The organism is Bradyrhizobium manausense (genome assembly GCF_018131105.1).
Taxonomy (GTDB): domain Bacteria; phylum Pseudomonadota; class Alphaproteobacteria; order Rhizobiales; family Xanthobacteraceae; genus Bradyrhizobium; species Bradyrhizobium manausense_B.
This window is the reverse complement of sequence record NZ_JAFCJI010000001.1, coordinates 2,059,090-2,076,880: the sequence shown is the minus strand read 5'-3', so window position 1 is coordinate 2,076,880 and position 17,791 is coordinate 2,059,090. Positions and strand designations below refer to the sequence as shown.

The following is a 17,791-nucleotide window of genomic DNA, read 5'->3' as shown; positions in this document are numbered from 1 at the left end:
TTCGGTCAAGCTAGGGTCTTCTAGCAGGTTTTGGAAGACCACGAAGCGGTCCGACCGGATTCCCTTTGCCTATTCCACCGTCACCGATTTTGCGAGATTGCGCGGCTGGTCAACGTCCGTGCCCATCACGACAGCCGTATGATAGGCGAGCAGCTGCACGGGGACGGCATAGACCATCGGCGTGAAGGCCGCGGCCATGTCAGGCATGACGATGGTGACGAGCGAATCCACCGTCGCCTCTGCCGCACCCCTGGCGTCTGTCATCAGGATGATGTTGCCGCCGCGCGCGGCGACCTCCTGCATGTTGGAGACGGTCTTCTCGAACACGCGGTCGTGGGGCGCGATGACGACAACAGGCATGGTCTCGTCGATCAGCGCGATCGGGCCGTGCTTGAGTTCTCCGGCGGCATAGCCCTCGGCATGGATATAGGAGATTTCCTTCAGCTTCAGTGCGCCTTCGAGCGCCAGCGGGAAGCTGGTGCCGCGGCCGAGATAGAGCACGTCGCGGGATTTTGCGATCCGGTGCGCGAGCTTCTCGATCTGAAGTTCGTTGGTGAGCGCAGCCGACATCAGACGCGGGATTTCGACGAGGCCGTGGACGAGTTTGGTCTCATCCTCCCCGGACAATTCGCCTCTGGCCTTGCCGGCCGCAATCGCGAGGTTCGCCAGCACCATGAGCTGGCAGGTGAAGGCCTTGGTCGAGGCGACGCCGATCTCGGGGCCAGCCAGCGTCTGCAGCACGGTCTCGCTCTCGCGCGCGATGGTCGAGGTCGGCACATTGACGACGGCAATGGTATGCGCGCCCTCGGCCTTGGCATAGCGCAATGCGGCCAGCGTATCGGCTGTCTCGCCGGACTGCGAGATGAAGATGGCGAGGTCGCCCTTGCGCAGCGGCGCTTCGCGATAGCGGAATTCGGAGGCGACATCGACCTCGACCGGCAAGCGCGCAAAGCGCTCGAACCAGTATTTCGCGACGATGCCGGCATAGCTCGCGGTGCCGCACGCCGTGATGTTGATGCGCTGGATGTCGTTGAAGTCGAAGGGCAGCTTGACCGGCAGCGAGACGCGCTCGGTCGCCATGTCGACATAGCGCGCGAGCGTATGGCCGACCACTTCCGGCTGCTCGTGGATTTCCTTCGCCATGAAGTGGCGGTAATTGGCCTTGTCGACCAGCGAGGTCGAGGCGGCGTGCTTGACCTTATCGCGCGTGACGGCGTGGCCGTCCTTGTCGAAGATCGTTGCGCTCTTGCGGGTCAGCACGACCCAATCGCCGTCTTCGAGATAGCTGATCGTGTCGGTGAACGGGCCGAGCGCGATCGCGTCCGAGCCGAGATACATCTCGCCGTCGCCGTAGCCGATCGCCAGCGGCGGGCCGTTGCGCGCGCCGATCAAGAGATCGTCATCGCCGGCGAAGATGAAGCCGAGCGCGAAGGCGCCGCGCAGGCGCGCCAGCGTCAGCTTGACTGCTTCCACCGGCTTGTTGCCGCGCGTCAGGAGATCGTCGACGAGATGCAGCACGACCTCGGTGTCGGTCTCGGTGTGAAACACCGTGCCCTTCTTTTCGAGCTCCTCGCGCAGCTCGCGGAAATTCTCGATGATGCCGTTGTGGACCACAGCAACGCGCTCGGTCGCATGCGGATGCGCGTTATTGACGGTCGGCTTGCCATGGGTGGCCCAGCGGGTGTGACCGATGCCGGTGGTGCCTTTCAGCGGCTCGGCCTCAAGCCGCTTCTCCAGATTCTTCAGCTTGCCCTCGGCGCGACGGCGCTCGAGATGCTTGCCTTCGAGCGTGGCGACGCCCGCGGAATCGTAGCCGCGATATTCGAGACGTTTGAGCGAATCCACCAATTGCTCTGCAACCGGCTCGCGCCCGAGAATGCCGACAATCCCGCACATGCGGATCAATATCCCCCAAATCGTCGAAAAATCGCCTAAACGACGCGCCCGGTTTTTAGCGAAGTTCCTAAGGAACCAGATACTCAATAATTATGACCGATTGCGACAGCGACCGCCGACGGCGATCCCAGATGCTGCGTCGATGTGGCCGGCCTTTAACCGCGCGCATTAACTCGTTGTCAACAAATTTGGCCAACGATTCGAGCCCGGGAGATCAAGGCCATGAAAGCCACGTCCGACCGCAAAGGTCTGTCTTCGATGTATCTGCGCGCCAGCGAAACCTCCGGCACGCACCTTGCGCATTGGCCGCCGCCCCAGCGCGGCAGGGAAAGCAAGCCCGTCTTCATCAAGCATCCGCAAGGTGAGCCCGCGAAGCGCGCCAAGCCGCGGGGCTGGCGCCTGACGCGGGCGATCTTCTCCGAATTCGCCGACGACGAATAGCGGCGCTTATTTTTCAGTCTGCTTTTCCGTTTTCTTGCCGCTTGTCTTCATCTCGCGATAGCGCGCTGCTCCGCCCTCGCGGATGGTCTGCTGATTGCGCTCCAGCGCCATCGCATCGTCAGGCACATCGCGCGTGATCACCGAGCCGGAACCGATGTAGGCGCCGTTGCCGATCTTGACGGGTGCGACCAGCGAGGAGTTGGTGCCGACGAACGCGCCCTGCCCGATCAACGTCTTGTGCTTCTTGAAGCCGTCGTAGTTGCAGGTGATGGTGCCGGCGCCGATGTTGGAATTGGCGCCAACGGTGGCATCGCCAATGTAGGAGAGATGGTTGACCTTGACGCCGGCCTCCAGCGTCGCGGCCTTGGTCTCCACGAAATTGCCGATCCGCGCGCCGTCGCCGAGCGAAGTGCCGGGACGGAGGCGCGCATAGGGGCCGATCGACACCTTCTTGCCGAGTGTGGTCTCGACGATGTGCGAGAAGGAATGGATCACCGCGCCATCGGCAATCGACACGCCGGGGCCGATCACCACGAACGGCTCGATGGTGACGTCCTTGCCAAAGATAGTGTCGGCGGCGAGAAAGACCGTCTCAGGGGCGATCAGCGTGACGCCAGCCTCCATTGCGGCCTTGCGCAGCCGCGTTTGCATCACGGCTTCTGCTTCCGCAAGCTGCGCCTTGGTGTTGATGCCGCGCACTTCGTCCTCGCTGGTCTCGATCACGACGGACTCCCATCCATTGTCGCCGGCAATGCCGACCGCATCGGTCAGATAGTACTCGCCCTTGGAATTCGCGTTGCCGATCTTGTCCAGGATTGCGAGCGCGCGGCGCCCGTCGAGCGCCATCACGCCGGCATTGCACAAATCGATCTTGCGTTCGTCTGCGCTGGCATCGGCGTGCTCGCGGATCGCGACGAGGCGGTCGCCCTCGACGATGAAGCGGCCATAGCCGGTCGGGTCCGCCGCACGGAAGCCGAGCGCGGCAATCGCGGCGCCGTTCGCAAGCGGCGTACGGAGCCGCGATAAAGTCTCAGCCGAGATCAGCGGCGTATCGCCGAACGCGATCAGGACATCGTCGACGCCGCGCGCGATCGCCTCCCGCGCCGCCAGCACCGCATGTGCCGTGCCGAGCCGCTCGGCCTGCACGAAGATGAGCGCATCGGAGCGGATACGCTTCGCCTCGTCGGCGACGGCCTGGTGATCGGGACCGATCACCACCGCGAGCGCGGTGCCGGTTCCCTGCGGTGCGGCGCCGAGCACATGGGCCAGCAACGTCTGGGAAGCCACGGGATGCAGCACCTTCGGCAGGCTCGATCGCATGCGCGTGCCTTCGCCTGCGGCGAGCACGATCGTGAGGCTTGAGCGGGCGGTCATCGCAATCCTGTCAAATACGGCCGAATCGTTCGTTGCACCAACGCTCGGCGAGCGGGTGTCGCCTTGCTACCCCCGCAAACGCCCGGAATTCAAGTGCGCGTGGGTTTTCCTGTTAATGTTCCTTGATTGATTCGGGGAAGCCAGACAGGGCTGGGCAGTCGACGTTCATGGCAAAGGATTCCGACCCACTGGCGGATGCGTTCGGCGACAAGGAGACCGGGGGGCTGTTCTCCGGACTTTTGGCCGAGGAAAGCGCGTTCGATCGCCGCATGCTTTGGCGCCTGGGCACCTGGGGCGTGACCGCCGTCGGCGCCGTCGTGGTTGCCGTGATGGCCAACCAGGCCCAGCTCGGCTGGCGGCGCGACCAGGTCGCCTCCGCCGATCTCGCCCGCCAATCCGACCAGCTCCAGGTACTGACCAAGGAAAGCCAGCTCGAATCCCGTCGCCTCGCCTCCGCCATCGACACGCTGAACACCGATCGCGACAGGCTCTATTCGCGCGTCACGGTGCTCGAACAGGGGCTCGATTCCGTCACCGGCGCCATCGCCAAGCAGAACGCGACATCGCAGCAAACGCCGGCCTCGAAGCCGCAGGACGTGCCCGTCGCTGCCGCACAGCCCTCGACGCCGGCACCGGAGGTCGCACCGGTCGCATCGACTGCCGCTTCGCTGGTCGACAAGCCGCGCGGAAATGCCGGCAAGGACACCAAGGACAGCTCGAAAGAGTCCGCGAAAGATCAATCGAGCGCGCCGCAAATGGCCTCTGCCGCCTCGCTCGTTCCACAGTCGCCAGCGACGACCTCGGCGATCCCGATCCTTCCGCTGGTGCCACCGAAATCCATCATGGCGCCGCCGGATCCGGCCGCGTCGAAACTGATCCAGCCGGAATCGACTGAGAAGGCTGCCGAGACGAAGCCCGACGCGACGCCTGCGCTCACCGAAGTCGCCGCAGCACCAGCCAAGCCGCCCGAGGCGACCGAACCCGAGTCTCCCGCAATCGCAGTCCAGCAGACGCGCTTTGCCATCGATCTCGGCAGTGCGAACTCGGTCGACGGCCTGCGTGCGCTCTGGCGCGGCCTGAGCAAGTCCCATCCGGAGGTCGGCGCGCTACGGCCGATCATCATGATCAAGGAAGGCAATAACGGCCTCGGCATGCAGCTCCGCCTGGGGGCCGGCCCCCTGATCAATGCCGCGGCCGCTGCAAAGCTCTGCGCAGGCCTTGCCGAGAACGACCGCCATTGCGAGACAACGGTGTTCGACGGCCAGCGCCTGTCGATGCGTGGCGGCTCGGAGAAGGCCCAGGACAAGCATTCGGACAAGAACCAGGACAAGCACCAGGACACGAACCCGGAAAAGACCCAGGACGCGGTACCGCAAGCTGAAGCCACCCCTGCGCCCGCGCCCGTCGCCAAGCCCGAGAAGCATCGCCGCAGCTACTCCAGGCGCTCGTCAAGGCGCGAGGAGCCGGCACCTGCACCCCCGCCTCAACCGGCTGCTCAGGCCAAGCCTGAGACGGCGTCGGCAAGTTCGACGATATCGTCGTTCTTCAGACGATAGGGCAATCAGAGGGTTTGCTGGAAAAGTCGGGCGTCTCGCCTGAAGCGCGCTCCTCAAGAAGCTGTAGGCAACTGGCTGAGCTGGATGGCAGTGCAGACGGTTCCGGAGCACACGGCCTGCGGTCAAGGAGTGCAACGAGTCACGCGGGGGCTCCCGTGTAAAAATGCTCCGCCCCTGTTGCTCCCTTCCGCCATCCCGACCATATTGCCGGCATGACAAAGAAGCCGTTTCGTCTCACGCCCTATCAGGTTCAGTTCCTCATCGTCGTTGGTTTTGTGACCGTCGGCTGGGCGCTTTATGTGCGCTATTTCGCGGTCGAGTTCTCGCAGGTGGCGCTCGCATGCGATGCCGGCTTGCAGACCATGATCTGCAAAGCGCGCTCGGTGTCGACGTCGCTGTTCAAGAACTCGGTGTTCGGCATCGTCGCACTGGTGATCGCAGCGCTGAACCTGATGCGGCCTTCGATCGTCCTGCTCACGCTCGGCGTGGTCGCAGCCGGCCTCGGCATCGTCCTCTACAACATCGCGCTGGCGGGCCTTGCGATCGGCCTGCTCATCCTTGGCTTTGCTCGGCCCGCGCCCGCCACAGCGTGAGCGCAAACAACAGATAGATTGCGCAAGTCCACATCGCCTGCCAGTTGACGCGGCCTTCGTTCAGAAGGATGTAGGCCGCCGACAGCGCCAACAATCCTCCGAACACGGCCTCCGCGATCGGACGCACGCCGATCTGCGGCCGGTTCAGCATCAACAGCGCGAACGGCACCACCGCCATCGTCAGCGAGGCATAGGGAAAGTCGCGATAGCGCGGATCGAACACGAAGCCGAGCGCGGTCTCGGCGGCGATCACCGCCGTCACGGCGAGGGTCAGGCAAAGCACGGCGGAGAGCTTTGACCATTTCCGGCCTTCGCGCGGACCGAGCAGGTCGAGGAAGGTCGGCAGACTGCGGCCGATGACGAGCGCCTGCGCGCAGAAGATCGGCGACAAGATGCCGGCGAGCAGCAGCAGGCCCCATTGCAGCCAACCACCCCAGCCATAGCTTTCGTAATACATCTTGTCGGCGGCGATCCCGAGCAGGATGCCCGCCGATGTCGCGGAGATGCCGACGCCGAGCCAGGCCGAGACGCGCGGCGTCCAGGGCCGGCGGCGCAGGGTGATGCCGGCGACCGCGAACACCAGCACGCTGAGGACCATGCCGGCGCCCATGTACCATTTCCAGAACGGGAAATTGCTGATCGGCTCGCCCGGCGGATATTTCAGCTGACGCCGCACGGAATCGATCAGGCCCCAATAGCCACCGACGGTGCCTTCGAGCCGCCGCTTCCACGGTTGGTCATAGGCCTCGATCAGATTGACGCGAAACTTCTGCGACTTCGCCAGTGCCAGGATTTCCGAGACGACGCGGGCCTGGTTGGCCCGTGACGGCAGCGCGCCTTCGCGCATACGACCCTCGCTCGGCCAGCCGGTCTCGCCGATCAGTATCTCCTTGCCGGGGAATGCCACCGCCATCCGCTCGCGGATCGCCTCGACATGGGCAGAGGCGAATTTCGCCTTCACCGGCATATCCTCCCAATACGGCAAGATGTGAATCGTGACAAAGTCGACGGCGTCATAGACCTCGCGGTTCTTCAGCCAGTATTCCCAGACGTCGGCATAGGTCACGGGCACGCTGACCTGCGCCTTCACCGAACGGATGATCGCGGTGAGATCCTGCGTCGTCATCTCTCCGCGCAGAAGCACCTCGTTGCCGACGACGAGAGCGGAGATGGTGTCGGGAAATTCCTTGGTCAGGCGGACAGCGGTCGACACTTGCTCAAAGTTCTTGGCGCGATTGCTGCCGAGCCAGATACCCTGGATCACCTTCAGCCCGCCGACCTTGGCCGCGACCGAAGGCACCTGATCGAGCCCGTTCTCGATCGAATAAGTGCGGACACAGTCGGTGATCTGCTTGAGCTGGCGCAGGTCCTGCTCGATCTGGTCCGCTTCGATATGGGTCCAGGCGTTCAACGGCGTCTGCTCACCGCGGAACGGGGCGTAGGAGACGCATTGGACCTTGTCATTGGGATCGATGGGAGCGCGCGCGAGCACGATCGGCGTGGCAAGCCACCACCACACGGCAGCAATCGCACCCAGGGAAACGAGCAGGAGCGCCAGTGGCGTACGAAGAGAAATTGGTTCCGTCCTCCGCGAAGGGTCCGTCGATTACCTGCTAGCACGCCATCTGCCAAGGGGGTGACGCGCCTTGGCCGCACCTCTCCCCGACGAATTGGGCTGCGGCCGTTCGACCGGGCCCTAGGATCGTGACTTTGCTGGACAAAAATCCAAATACAGGTCAATGGATTTTGCGGGACTTTTCCGCCGCATTGGAGACCCATTTGGACGCCATCACGGCGGCGTTCGCGAGGTCCTCCCCCGCGGACGGACGGCTGAGATATTGGGGAATTCATGCGGCGACGGGTGTTCGAGTTAAGAAATGCGGTCCTGCGGCAGTTCGCCGCCAGTTTGGCCGTCTCCTCCCTTGTCCTCCTGGTCAGCCTTGGGGGCGCCTCCGCCCAGAGCGGCTCACCAGCACCTGAACAGGGCAAGGCCGCCGCCCAGCCCGCCGATGCCGCCAAGGAAGCCAATCAGAACCAGAACCAAAAGCGGATCGACGAGTTCGCCGAAGCTGCCCGCGCCGTTAATGGTCCGGCCGGCAACCCTGAATGCGTCTGGCTCGGCCGTCGCGCGGTTCAGCTGATGTATAGGGACGACCTCGATACCGCCTTCCGCCACATCGATCTTTACGACCGCTTCGGCTGCCCCGGCGGTCACATCCAGGCCGCGTTCCGATGCCTGACCCGCTTCCTCACCCAGATCGACGACAAGGTTCCGAACAGCCTGAATAATCTGACCCAGGCCTGCTGGATCAACCCTGCTGCGCAGCCGCAGCAGACAACCGCCGCTGCCCCGTCGCCCGCACCGGCCGCCGGCGCCGCACAGCCGCAGCCGGCGGCGAGCCCCTCGCCCGCAGCCAGTCCGACGCCGGCCCCGTCCAAATAGCCGCAGGCCGGCTTCAGCCTCCGTTCAGGAACGGTCGGCGATAGAGGCGGTTGGCACTGCCACGCTTCCAAAAATTGCCATGCCCTCATAAGGACATGAGGTCATGACAGTTGTGAAACCGCGCGGCAGAGGTATGCTCCAGTTGCCGCGGACTTGGTCGGATCTCGGGGTCGGGTCCGCTTCCCTGCTCCCTCAGCCCCTTTTGGTTTAGCCGCGATGCGCGTTGTCGCCGCCGTTCTGTTGCTTGTGTCCGTGCTCCACGCCGGCCTTTGGGGAGTCCTGCGCGACAAGGAACCGGCGCCCGATTTCAAGGGCCTGTTGCCGAGTGTTTCCTACGCGCCTTTCGAAGGCTCGGCCCACCCTGACATCGACAACATCCCGACCGTCGAGAAAATCCGCGCCGACCTGAAGACGCTGTCGACCATGACGCGCGCGATCCGCCTCTATTCGTCGACCGGTGGCGTGGAACTGGTGCCCCCGATCGCAGCCGAGTTCGGCCTGAAGGTCACGGTCGGCGCCTGGATCGACAAGGACCCCGACCGTAACGAGCGCGAGATCAAGGCCGCGATCGAGCTCGCCCGCAAGAACAGCAACGTCAACGGTGTCGTCGTCGGCAACGAGGTGATCTACCGCGGCGAGCAGAAGGTCGAAGACCTTATCGAGATGATCAAGCGGGTGAAGAGCGCGGTGCGCGTGCCCGTCACCACCGGCGAGATCTGGAACATCTGGCGCGACAATCCCGACCTCGGCTCCAACGTCGATTTCATCGCCGCGCACGTCCTGCCCTACTGGGAAAATTTCCGCTCGGACCAGGCGGTCGACCAGGCCGTCGACCGCTACAACCTTTTGCGCAATCAGTTCCCGGGCAAGCGGATCGTCATCGCCGAGTTCGGCTGGCCGAGCGCCGGATATAATCTGCGCAACGCAGACCCCGGCCCGTTCCAGCAGGCCCTCACCTTACGCAACTTCGTCACGCGCGCCGAAGCGCTTGGCATGGACTACAACATCGTCGAAGCGATCGATCAGCCCTGGAAGTATTTTGAGGGCGGCGTCGGTCCCTACTGGGGCATCCTCAACGCCAACCGCGAGCCGAAATTCGCCTGGACCGGCCCGGTCGAAAATCCCGATTATTGGAAGCTGATGACGATCGCGCTGCTGGTCGGCATCCTCTTGTCACTGCCGATCCTCCGACTGGAGCAACCGACTGCAAAACAGGTGTTCTTGCTGTCGGCTGCCGCTAACGGTGTCGGCGCCTGGGCCGCGACCGTGTTCGCGTTCTGGAACGGACACTATTTCATCTTCGGCTCGGCCTTCGCGCTGACGCTCGGCATGATTCTGCTTGTGCCTCTTGTCCTCATCGCGATGGCGCGCATCGACGAGATCGCGGCCGTGGCCTTCGGCCGGCCGCCGCAGCGATTGCTCGCCAAGGGCAAGCCGATCGAGAACGCGGCCGAGAACTACTACCCGAAGGTCTCGATCCACATCCCCGCGTATTTCGAGCCGGTCGACATGCTGAAGCAGACGCTCGATGCGCTGTCGCGGCTCGATTATCCGAACTACGAATGCGTCGTCATCATCAACAACACGCCCGACCCCGCGTTCTGGCAGCCGATCCAGGATCACTGCCGTGCGCTCGGTGAACGCTTCAAGTTCATCAACGCCGAGAAGGTGCAGGGTTTCAAGGCAGGCGCGCTGCGCATCGCGATGGACCGCACCGCCGCCGATGCTGAGATCATCGGCATCCTCGATGCCGACTATGTCGTCGAACCCGACTGGCTGAAGGACCTCGTGCCGGCTTTCGCTGATCCCGGCGTCGGTCTCGTCCAGGCGCCGCAGGAGCACCGCGACGGCGACCTCTCGATCATGCACTACATCATGAACGGCGAATATGCCGGCTTCTTCGACATCGGCATGGTTCAGCGCAACGAGCTCAATGCAGTCATCGTGCACGGCACGATGTGCCTGATCCGCCGCGCCGCGATGGACATGGCCGGCGGCTGGTCATCCGACACGATCTGCGAGGACTCGGATCTCGGCCTTGCGATCCAGGAGCTCGGCTGGACCACCCACTACACGCGCTACCGCTACGGCAAGGGACTGCTTCCCGACACCTACGAGGCCTTCAAGAAGCAGCGTCACCGTTGGGCCTATGGCGGCCTTCAGATCGTCAAGAAGCACTGGCGGCATTTCCTCCCGGGGCGGAGCCGGCTGACACCCGACCAGAAGCGCGAATATGGCCTCGGCTGGCTGAACTGGCTCGGGGCCGAAAGCCTCGGCGTCGTCGTGGCCCTGCTCAACCTCGTCTGGGTGCCGATCGTTGCGTTCGCCGACATTGCCATCCCGGACAAGATTTTGACGCTGCCGATCATCGGCGCCTTCATCGTCTCGCTCGCCCACTTCCTGTCGATGTACCGCGCGCGCGTGGCGATCAAACCCGGCCAGATGCTGGGTGCCATGATCGCGGCGATGAGCGTGCAATGGACGGTGTCGCGCGCGGTCGCCCAAGGCCTGATCACCGAGCACATCGCGTTCGCGCGCACCTCGAAGGGTGGCCTGTCCAGGATGTCGATCGAGTTCCAGGCGTTCTGGGAGGCCGTGATCGGCACGCTGCTCCTGGTTGGTGCCGGCGTGCTGGTGGCCTCCAACAGCTTTCGACAGATCACCGAGATCTACATCTTCGCCGGCGTCCTGGTGCTGCAAAGCTTGCCGTTCCTGGCGGCGGTTGCGATTGCGATCCTCGAGCTCAGCCGCATCAACTCGTTCCAGTTCTGGCGCGACAGCGCGATCCGCACTGCCGAGCTGATCGGCTTGCGCCCCGTCTCCCTGCCGACACCAGGCAATGCCCAGCCGGTGCCGAGTGAGGTGCGGCGGGAGGCGAACTGACGGGGCTGATTTGGACACTCGGACCCCGTGATTAAAAGGTCGTGGGGTCTTGGAGGTGGATGACACTTCGCCAATCAGGATGAAAACCTTGGCCTAAGCGCTGGAATCGGCAAGAAAATCCTCGCTGCCGCCGCTTGATTTGGCAGCTATTCCCGCTATTGACCTCCGCGCCCCATCCACCTACACAGCGCGGGCCGAAAGCATGATCCGGAAGCAGCCGGTTTTCCCCACGACGCAGGCCTAAGCGTCGCGGCAAGACATGCTTCTCGAATGTCCGAAGACGATGGCGAGCGAGTTCAAGCCATCAGCGGCCATGGGAGCGCGTAGCTCAGCCGGTAGAGCACGTGACTTTTAATCACGGGGTCCTGGGTTCGAGCCCCAGCGCGCTCACCAAATCTCCCTTAACTGCGCATGCTTTCAGCTTTCCGGCGCCGCGACCGTAGCCGGCGCAGTCAGCGGAGCGCCCCCAACAGACACGGGTCCGATCGATACGGGCACGATAGATTTCGACTCGCGCAGCATCCGCTTGCGCACCGCTGCGGGCAATCCGTAGCGAGCATGCGCCCTTCGAATGGACGAAGTGACCTCAGAGGTCATCGTGTTTTGCAGCGAGTCGATCTTCGCGATCAGCGTTGAAAGCTGTGGCGATATCTTCTTCACGTCGCCCCTCTCGTCCGTGATGCTCTGTCGGAGAGACACGAGGACCGTCGAGTCCTGCTGCCGCAGAGCGGTGTTTTGCTGCAAGGAGGAATTGATCTCCTGCAGCGCGGCAGCCTGCTGCTGCTGGGCCGACTGGATTTCCTTCAACGCAGCGACAACCGGATCCGGCTTTGGCGCGACGGCTTCCCGGCTCGGAAGCAGTGCGGCCAGGCTGCTGATATCAGGCGACGGAAGATCGAACGGCAAAGTATAGATGGCCGCTGCGCCATTGATCGCCAAGGCACACACTGCAAACGCCACAACCGACTTCCGGCTGGAGCGCTTGCCGGGCGCCGGCGTTTCCAAGGCTTCGAGCTCGTCATGGGGTTCGGATGCTGCGGCTGCAAGTGCGGCAGCGTCGAGGTGCTCGGCGAAGCCCAGCGTTTCGGATGTCGTGGTCATGCGGACCTCATGAGCGAGCAAAAGGAGGCCGTCGCCGGAACGTCCTCGCGACGCCTCCCTTACGCAGCACTCACTTACACAACTGCCTAAAATTGTGGGCTTTTCGGATTAATTCCACGTTAGCGACGTGGGCCTCGGCCATGATTAGAGGCCCCGGCCGATTACGGGGCATCCCGCTACTTCAACGAGATCACGATGGTGCTGAGATTGGCTGCCAATTCCAGTCCCGCCTTCGGGCCCTGGAGCACGATCGTGACGCCCTTCTCGTTGCGGAGGTGGACGCCGTTGACGCCGCCGACCAGCGCAAAACCGCCGCCGACGGAGCTGTAGGTGCCGGCGAAGTCACCGACGTCGCGGATATCAGAGGCCCAGCCGTCGAGACGGCCGATCGTGGCGCCGGCCGTAATGCCGAAGCTCAGACCGGTGACCTTGATCGGATAGGTCTTGCCGCGATAGACCAGCGTTCCGCTGCCAGCGCCGCCGCCGACCAGAAGGCCGGCCTTGATGATCTTGATCCTGACATGACCTGCCGCCTGCGCGAAGGATGGTGTCGCAGGTGCCGCAAGCCCAAGCGCCAGCAGCAGCGTTGCGATCAGACGGAGCAGGCGCACCCGCCTATCAGGGTTTTGCGGCATCGACCTTCTTCCAGGTCTCATCAGGGTCGAACAGCGTGGTGCGCTCGGCGATGAACTCGGTGCGCTTGCCGAGGTCCTTCTGGTAGACGGTGCCGGCATGATTGACCATGAAGGTCATGATGCCGGAATTGCCGTACTCCGCCGGCCAGGCGATCATGGCGAAGCCGCCGATCATCTTGCCTTTCACGATATAGTTGAGCGCGCCACCCGGCGCGTCGCGGCCCTGCCCCTTGAGGATGTGGAAGTAGTAGCCGTGATAGGGCGCGGGCCCGACATCGCCGGCGCGGTAGCCTTCCCTCGACGCCTCGGCCGCGAGTTCGCCGAGCGGGCTCGGATCCTTGTCGTCGCGCCAGAACAGGCCATCCTTCTTGCCGGCTGACGAGACGATGCGCTGGGCATAGACGCCGGCGCCCTCGCCGCGGTCCTTGTCGGCATATTCGTTCTGGGCATCGACATAAGCGAGCGCGGTCTGGATCGCATCGAGCTCGTTGCGGCCGATGCGGCGGCGAAGCACCTCGATCCGTCCCTCAGCGGTGTCGAACTCCCAGCCAGTCTTGGTGTTGAGCAGCGGAATCGGGAACGGGAAATCCTCCGGTCCCAGCATCAAGATCGCGGTCTTGTTGCCCTCTGCCTTGATGCCGTGCTTGGCTTCGTACATCGACGTGAAGCGTGCGCGGATGTCGTTGTCGGCGACCTCGTCGCCCGAGGAGACGATGTCCTCGGCGGCCCTGCCGAGCACTTTCAGGATGTCTTTCGGGCCGCTCTTGACCGCGGCAGCGAGCGCGGCGGCCGCGTCCTCCGGCGATTTGTAGGACTCCTGCGCGAGCGACGGCAAGCCGGACAGCGCGAGCGTCATGATGCCGGGCAGGATCGCCCGATGGAACGATTTCAGGCCGATCATGGCATCACCTCCGCAGGAATCTTCGCGCCGCCGGCGAGCCAGTCGCGGTAGGTGCGGAATGTCAGCCCGAGCTTTTCATAGTAGACGCGCAGGTAACCATCGCTGTCGCGGGTCACTGCGTCGGGCATCACCTGCTCGACCTCCTGCGCCATCACGCCGACATAGGCCTTGCTGCTGCCAATGTAGGCGAAGCGATAGTAGCCGAGACCGTTGGAGAGATGGCCGAGCAGGACGATGTCGTGCTTCAGCGTGATATCGGAGCGCCGGCCACCGCCGCCACCACCACCGCGACCTCCACCGCCCCCGAAGCCACCGCCGCCGCCGCGTGCTGCCATGCCGCCACCGCCGCCGCGCCCGGCCATGCTCGGTCCGCCGCCGCCGCCGCGCGGCATGCTCGCCATGCTCGACCGTCCGCGCGCCGACGCCGCGGCCGCTGACCTTCCGGAGGAGACGTTCATGGCGCCGCCGCGATTGCCGCCTCCCCCACGGTTGGCGGCAGCGCCGCCGCCGGCTCGGTTTGCGGCCTTGGCACGATCTCCGCCGCCCTTGGCCCGGTCACCACCGCCCTTGGCACGGTCGCCGGCTCCAGCACGATCACCGCCGCCGGGCCGGTCGCGCGTCCCTGCACTTGGACGATCACCCGCACCGCCGCGATCACCGGGGCCGCCACGATCGCCGGCGCGATCCCCTGCTCGATCTCCCGCTCGATCTCCTGGGCCACCCTGGCTCGGGCGCAGCACCTGGTTGCCGTCACGGCCGCGGAAATCCATCCGGTCGGACGCGCCGGCCCTGACGTTGTTGTTGCCGAAGCGGTTGTTCACGTTGACATTGTTGTAGCGCACGCCGCCACGATGCGCCGGATTGTGCTGCCAGCCGCCACTGATGTTGGTGGTGCGGTGATTGACGTAGACGTTGCGATTGCCCCAGTTGCAGCCGCCGCCCCAGTAGTTGCCCCAGCGCCCGATCGCCCAAGCCGTGCCGAAGGCGATGCCGGCCGCGACCATGCCCGCGCCGATGTAGGACGGATACCCCCAATAATACGGCGGATACTCCGCATAGGGCCAGCTGCCATAGACCGTCGCCGGATCGTAATACGGCACATACATCTCAGCGGGATCGGCCTGCTGGATCACGACGACCTGCTTGCCTTCCTGCGACTGCACGCTGACCTTTTGCTGCTTGGTGGTGGCCAGCTTCTTGTTGTCATAGGCCTTGTTGCGCAGGCGCTGGATCGCGTCCATCACGTCGGGCTGCTGCGCGAGAAAGGCATCACCGAGCTTTTGGGTCCATTCGAGCTGGTCGCTCATCATGGTCAAAACGGAGGCCGTGCTGGCCAGCGCCTTGATGCTGTCGTCCCAGGCCTGCTTGTCGACTTCGGTCTTCAGCGCATCGCCCTTGAGGCTCTTGCGCTCCTTCAGCCAACGGTCGGCCTGCACCACTTCGAGCGGATAGGTCGAAGCCGCCAGCACGTTCGCAAGGAGTTCGTCGGGATAGAGCGCGATCGGCGCGACCAGAGCCTCGAGCTGCTCCGGCTTCAAGAGTTCTGCGGCAGGGGCCGGTGGCGCTGCGGGCTGCGCCTGCGTCGTTGGGGCGGCCGGCGTCGCCGGAGCCGCCGGTGTGGTGGCCTGAGCCATCGCAGTGGCGGGGACCGTCACCACCAGCGCAAGCGCCATCAGGATCTTGCCGCAGCGAAACATCATGACCTCCACAAAGCTTTCCGTCCGCGACCATCGGGCTGGGCAACAGGGATTTGTTTGATCGAGATCAACGAAATCGCACCGCCGCGCTGTTGCGACGCGACGACCTGTTCGATCCGTTCGGCCTCCATCAGAAGCCGGCCGGGCACCGTGAGCCCGAGCGCACTGGCGCTGCGCGATCAGCGATATGAACTCGCGGCGTCTCATCGCACTCACCACACCCGACTGTCCGCGCGTCCGTCCCGGTCACGACGCAACTGCGAAGAGAAATGGCGACGCCGATTCCAAGCTTCGAGATCAAGCTTCCGGCTGCTAGCGGACGATCGGCAGCCTCACCGTGAACAGCGCCCCGCCCGCCGTCAGGTTCTCGGCCGCCATCGTGCCGTGATGGGCCTCGACAATCGTCTTGGCGATTGCGAGCCCCATCCCCATGCCCTCGGGCTTGGTCGTAAAGAAGGGATTGAAGACGTTTGCGATATCCCCGGCGGCGATGCCGGGGCCGGTATCCGAAATCCTGATCTCGGCCTGGTTGCCGACGCGGAACGTCGTCACACTCACCTCACGTTTCTTCATCTCCGCATCGGCGATTGCGTCCATCGCGTTGATGATGAGGTTGAGAATGACCTGCTGGAGCTGAACCGGATCGCCCTTGACGGGCAGGTCGGAGATGGCAGGCACATAGCTCAGCGCGATGCCGCGTCCCTCGGCAACTGCAGCCGCCAGCCCGATCGCTTCCAACACCGTGCCGTTGAGCTCGAGATTCCTGATTTCGAACGGGCTCTTCCTCAGGACGCTGCGCAGGCGGCGGATCACCTCGCTTGCGCGCTGGTCGTCGCGCCTGATGTCGGCGAGGATGTGCCTGACTTCGGCGAGATCGGGCGTGGCAGCATTGAGCATGAGCTCCGCCGTTTCGGTATTGGTCAGGATGGAGCCGAGCGGCTGGTTTAGTTCGTGGGCGATCGACGTCGTCAGTTCGCCCACGGCAGAATAGCGATTGGCGTGCGCGAGCTCGGCCAGGCGCTGGCGTGACTCGACCTCGGCAACCTGACGTCGATGACGCTCGCTGAGCAAGCCGCTGATCAGGCCGGCCTGCACCAGGATGATCGCGGCGATCAGCAGCATCTGCCAGCGATAACTCTCCCACACGGTCGGCTCGCGAAACACAATCTCGCTTCCGGCGGGCAGATTGCTTTCGCTGATGCCCCAGCGCTGCAGCTCCCGCCAATCGTATTTCGGCGCGGCGAACCCGATCGGCTCGTATTTGATACTGGATGGCTTCTCACCGCCGAGGAGGCGGATCGCAGCATCGACGGTCTTGCGGGTCGTCTCCTCGGTCGCATGCATCGGGCCGCCGACCGTGCTGCCGCCGAAGAACGCCTCCTGATAGGAAAAGATCGGCGCGTTCGCCACCGCATGCAGGCTGCGCAGTGCGATGTCGCCCTCATGGACGATCCCCGCGGCATCAACCGACATCAGGCCCCAGAACAATACGGTATGCGGCGGAAGCTTCGCCGCCCGCTTCAGGATCTCCTCGAACGACAGGTCCGAATACCAGACGATGGCGAGCCGATCGCCGAGCGGCTTCAGCTCGTGTGCCACTTCATCGATCCAGTACTTCTCCAATGGCGACGCGCCGATCACCACGGCGACCGTCCTGGTATCCGGCATCACTTGAACGATGTTTTTGAAGGCCGCCATGAAATCGTTGCGAACCGACACAACGACGTCGTCCTCGGTGAGGTCGAAACGGTTCACCAGCCGCTGCTCGACCACCGTCAGCACCGTCGGCGTGCCGGGAAACAGCTTGCTCCGGTATCGTTGCACGAACCGCGCCGCCGGAGCACCGATGCTGATGACGATATCGGGCAGCGTGCCCTGATAGAGTGAAGCGAGATATTCGATGAAGGGGGCTTCCGGGCCAGGGTTGTTGAAGCGCGCCGTCAGCAGCGTATGCTCCTGGATGTCGAGGGGCCAAGGCGATTGCCGCTCGAGCTCGGCCTTGATGCTGCGCGCATATTCACTCCAGGGTCGGAATTCCCGCCCGAAGGAATGCAGTATCAGCACGCGCTTGGCTTCCCGGCGCGGGGTGAAATCCGGCTCGTCGGCCCGGACAGACGCGGAAAAGACGCACGCGGCGAGCAGCAGGGCAAGCAGCAGGGCAAGCAGCAGGGCGTAACGACGCGGCGCAGCCGAGACCAGCCACGGTTTCACCGATCCAATGGTCAGGCGCCCACTCATTCACCTCCTGGGCGGCTTCAAACGGCCGCTCTC

13 protein-coding genes and 1 tRNA gene are annotated in these 17,791 nt (G+C 64.1%); 6 read left to right on the top strand and 8 right to left on the bottom strand.

Annotation, left to right across the window (positions count from 1 at the left end):
- Positions 1–69: 69 nt before the first annotated feature.
- The gene (gene glmS, locus JQ631_RS09745; RefSeq protein WP_212325788.1) at positions 70–1,896 is read right to left on the bottom strand and encodes a glutamine--fructose-6-phosphate transaminase (isomerizing); all 1,827 of its coding nucleotides are present in this window, start codon (positions 1,894–1,896) and stop codon (positions 70–72) included.
- 222 nt (positions 1,897–2,118) lie between these two features.
- Here glmS and JQ631_RS09740 point away from each other — a divergent pair, with 222 nt between their 5' ends.
- The gene (locus tag JQ631_RS09740) at positions 2,119–2,337 is read left to right on the top strand and encodes a hypothetical protein (RefSeq protein ID WP_212325786.1); all 219 of its coding nucleotides are present in this window, start codon (positions 2,119–2,121) and stop codon (positions 2,335–2,337) included.
- Positions 2,338–2,343: 6 nt separating this feature from the next.
- Here the strand turns inward: JQ631_RS09740 and glmU are convergent, their stop codons facing one another.
- The gene (gene glmU / locus JQ631_RS09735) at positions 2,344–3,711 is read right to left on the bottom strand and encodes a bifunctional UDP-N-acetylglucosamine diphosphorylase/glucosamine-1-phosphate N-acetyltransferase GlmU (RefSeq protein ID WP_212325784.1); all 1,368 of its coding nucleotides are present in this window, start codon (positions 3,709–3,711) and stop codon (positions 2,344–2,346) included.
- 167 nt (positions 3,712–3,878) lie between these two features.
- On the opposite strand from glmU, the gene JQ631_RS09730 reads away from it, so the two are divergent.
- Entirely contained in the window at positions 3,879–5,267 is a 1,389-nt protein-coding gene (locus JQ631_RS09730; RefSeq protein WP_212325782.1) for a flagellar biosynthesis protein FlhF, read from the top strand.
- A 212-nt stretch (positions 5,268–5,479) separates the two neighbouring features.
- A complete protein-coding gene (locus JQ631_RS09725) occupies positions 5,480–5,860 on the top strand; it encodes a hypothetical protein (RefSeq protein WP_212325779.1) in 381 nt (126 codons plus the stop codon).
- On the opposite strand, the gene JQ631_RS09720 is transcribed toward JQ631_RS09725, so the two are convergent.
- Positions 5,820–7,379, bottom strand: coding sequence for a glycoside hydrolase family 17 protein (locus JQ631_RS09720; protein ID WP_212325778.1), 1,560 nt, complete (start codon positions 7,377–7,379; stop codon positions 5,820–5,822). The genes JQ631_RS09725 and JQ631_RS09720 overlap by 41 nt on opposite strands.
- Positions 7,380–7,709: 330 nt before the next feature.
- Between JQ631_RS09720 and JQ631_RS09715 the strand changes: the two genes are divergently transcribed.
- The 3 genes from JQ631_RS09715 (at position 7,710) to JQ631_RS09705 (ending at position 11,579) form a co-directional block, all read left to right on the top strand.
- On the top strand, positions 7,710–8,303 hold the full coding sequence (locus JQ631_RS09715) for a beta-1-3, beta-1-6-glucan biosynthesis protein (RefSeq protein ID WP_212325777.1): 594 nt from the start codon (positions 7,710–7,712) through the stop codon (positions 8,301–8,303).
- 216 nt (positions 8,304–8,519) lie between these two features.
- Positions 8,520–11,186, top strand: coding sequence for a glycosyltransferase (locus JQ631_RS09710; RefSeq protein ID WP_212325776.1), 2,667 nt, complete (start codon positions 8,520–8,522; stop codon positions 11,184–11,186).
- Positions 11,187–11,503: 317 nt separating this feature from the next.
- Positions 11,504–11,579, top strand: a tRNA-Lys gene (locus JQ631_RS09705).
- Between the two features lie 24 nt (positions 11,580–11,603).
- Here JQ631_RS09705 and JQ631_RS09700 read toward each other — a convergent pair.
- The 5 genes from JQ631_RS09700 to JQ631_RS09680 all read right to left on the bottom strand — a co-directional run bounded on the left by JQ631_RS09700 (position 11,604) and on the right by JQ631_RS09680 (position 17,758).
- Complete coding sequence (locus tag JQ631_RS09700) at positions 11,604–12,287, bottom strand: hypothetical protein (protein ID WP_212325775.1); 684 nt, start codon at positions 12,285–12,287, stop codon at positions 11,604–11,606.
- Between the two features lie 176 nt (positions 12,288–12,463).
- Positions 12,464–12,898 (bottom strand): hypothetical protein, encoded by a 435-nt coding sequence (locus tag JQ631_RS09695; RefSeq protein ID WP_349644970.1) that lies wholly within the window; start codon positions 12,896–12,898, stop codon positions 12,464–12,466.
- A 7-nt stretch (positions 12,899–12,905) separates the two neighbouring features.
- A complete protein-coding gene (locus JQ631_RS09690) occupies positions 12,906–13,823 on the bottom strand; it encodes a DUF2950 domain-containing protein (RefSeq protein WP_212325772.1) in 918 nt (305 codons plus the stop codon).
- Positions 13,820–15,520 carry a DUF3300 domain-containing protein gene (locus JQ631_RS09685; RefSeq protein ID WP_212328553.1) on the bottom strand — a complete coding sequence of 567 codons (1,701 nt, stop codon included), beginning with the start codon at positions 15,518–15,520 and terminating at the stop codon, positions 13,820–13,822. The genes JQ631_RS09690 and JQ631_RS09685 overlap by 4 nt, the downstream gene beginning before the upstream one ends.
- A 312-nt stretch (positions 15,521–15,832) precedes the next feature.
- Positions 15,833–17,758, bottom strand: a complete 1,926-nt coding sequence (locus tag JQ631_RS09680) for a sensor histidine kinase (RefSeq protein WP_212325770.1) — start codon at positions 17,756–17,758, stop codon at positions 15,833–15,835.
- Positions 17,759–17,791: the final 33 nt, after the last annotated feature.